Annotated in this window: 3 protein-coding genes; all 3 read left to right on the top strand. The window is 64.5% G+C overall.

What is annotated here, in order from left to right; genetic code table 11:
• Positions 1–13 precede the first annotated feature (13 nt).
• The 3 genes from CAG11_RS32910 (at position 14) to CAG11_RS32900 (ending at position 1,511) form a co-directional block, all read left to right on the top strand.
• Positions 14–736 (top strand): terminase endonuclease subunit, encoded by a 723-nt coding sequence (locus CAG11_RS32910; RefSeq protein WP_085600860.1) that lies wholly within the window; start codon positions 14–16, stop codon positions 734–736.
• Between the two features lie 101 nt (positions 737–837).
• A complete protein-coding gene (locus CAG11_RS32905) occupies positions 838–1,299 on the top strand; it encodes a head completion/stabilization protein (protein ID WP_085600858.1) in 462 nt (153 codons plus the stop codon).
• Positions 1,299–1,511 carry a tail protein X gene (locus tag CAG11_RS32900; protein ID WP_085600856.1) on the top strand — a complete coding sequence of 71 codons (213 nt, stop codon included), beginning with the start codon at positions 1,299–1,301 and terminating at the stop codon, positions 1,509–1,511. Before CAG11_RS32905 ends, CAG11_RS32900 begins: the two co-directional genes overlap by 1 nt.
• The last annotated feature ends 54 nt before the right edge of the window (positions 1,512–1,565 follow it).

Raw genomic sequence — 1,565 nt, 5'->3', positions numbered from 1 at the left:
GAGGCTGACGATCATGACCAACCCCTGCCGTCGTCACTTTCAACGCGTTACAGCAGCCATCGAAGCGGCTGCTGTCGCCGGGCCGGCCATGACCATGGAAGGCGCCACCTCCTACGAACTGCACCTATCCAAGCTGCACCAAGACTACCTGCGGCTGAAACAGGTGCAGTCCAACGAGGGCAAGGCAGAGCTGAAACGCCTACTGCTGCCCGAGTACGAGCCCTATGTCGAAGGAGTGTTGGCCGAAGGCAAAGGCGCTCAAGACCAAGTGCTCACCACGCTGATGGTATGGCGCATCGATGCCGGCGACTTCAAAGGCGCCCTGGACATCGCGGCCTACGTGATCGAGCACCAGTTGATCATGCCCGACCGCTTCGAGCGCACCACCGGCACCATCGTCGCCGAGGAAATCGCCGAGGCCGCGCTCAACGCTCAGAAAGCCGGCGGCAGCTTCGACCTCGAATTGCTCCTGCGCACCGAGCAGATCACTACCAAGGAAGACATGCCAGACCAGGCCCGGGCCAAGCTGCACCTGGCCATCGGCAAGGCCTTCTCTGCGCTGGTCACGGACGACACCCCAGCCGCCGAGGCCTTGGAGCCCCTGGAGAAAGCCCGGGGGAACCTGGCCAGGGCCATTGAGCTGCACAGCAACTGCGGCGGCAAAAAGGATCTGGAGCGCGTCGACCGCCTCCTCAAGAAACACACTGCACCAGCCCCCTCAACGGCAAGCAGTTAACCGAGCGTCCCCACGCACCCCGCCGGCTCGGGGCGGACCGGCCAGGCCGCTCCTCCTGAACGTGAAGCCCCGACCACCGGCGACTTATTGAGCGCAGCACCATGAGCGGATTCGTAGCCAACGGCAGCACGCCTGGCGGCCATATCAACACCGACCCATTCTGGCCCTCGATCGATCTCGACCGGGTGCGCGCCACGCTGCGTATCGACGGCAGCGTCAATTCTGCCCGGCTCGAAACCGCAGTGATCAACACCGCGATCAACGTCAACCGCGAGCTGGAGGCCTGGCAGCTCAGCAAGCAGGCCCAGGGCTATAACGAGCTGCGCGAAGTACCGGCGCGGCAGGTCAACGGCGAATCGGTCCAGGTGCACCTGTACCACCGCGCCATCGAGGCCGGGGTCGGCGCCGAAGTATGTGAGCGGTACCGCTCCTACGACAGCACAAACGCTGGCAACCGCAAGGCCGAGGAACTGGCCCCGAACATCGACGACTACCACCGCGACCTGCGCTGGGCGATTCGCGACTTTCTCGCTACCCCGCGCACCACCGTGGACCTGATCTGATGGCCGTCACCCTGCGCGCCCAGCAAAACGACACGGTCGACGCCGTCTGCTGGCGGCACTACGGCCGCACGGCGGGCGTCACCGAGGCGGTACTCGAAGCGAACCCCGGGCTGGCCGACCACGGGCCAATCCTGCCCCAGGGCCTCGCCGTACTGATGCCGGACACCCAAACCACAGCCCCACAGCGGCAGATGGTGAACCTATGGGACTGAAGTTAAGCCGTGTCCTTGTAGCCACCCACCCTGGACATTGGAATGAAAAGAATG

The organism is Pseudomonas sp. B6(2017) (genome assembly GCF_002112765.1).
Taxonomy (GTDB): domain Bacteria; phylum Pseudomonadota; class Gammaproteobacteria; order Pseudomonadales; family Pseudomonadaceae; genus Aquipseudomonas; species Aquipseudomonas piscis.
Note: the sequence above shows the minus strand (reverse complement) of the source record. Positions and strands in the feature narration are given on the sequence as shown.

What these genes read in the sequence shown, in the direction of transcription:
- CAG11_RS32910 (WP_085600860.1), top strand. Translation starts at nt 14, where the DNA reads ATGACCAACCCCTGCCGTCGTCACTTTCAACGCGTTACAGCAGCCATC.
- CAG11_RS32905 (WP_085600858.1), top strand. Translation starts at nt 838, where the DNA reads ATGAGCGGATTCGTAGCCAACGGCAGCACGCCTGGCGGCCATATCAAC.
- CAG11_RS32900 (WP_085600856.1), top strand. Translation starts at nt 1,299, where the DNA reads ATGGCCGTCACCCTGCGCGCCCAGCAAAACGACACGGTCGACGCCGTC.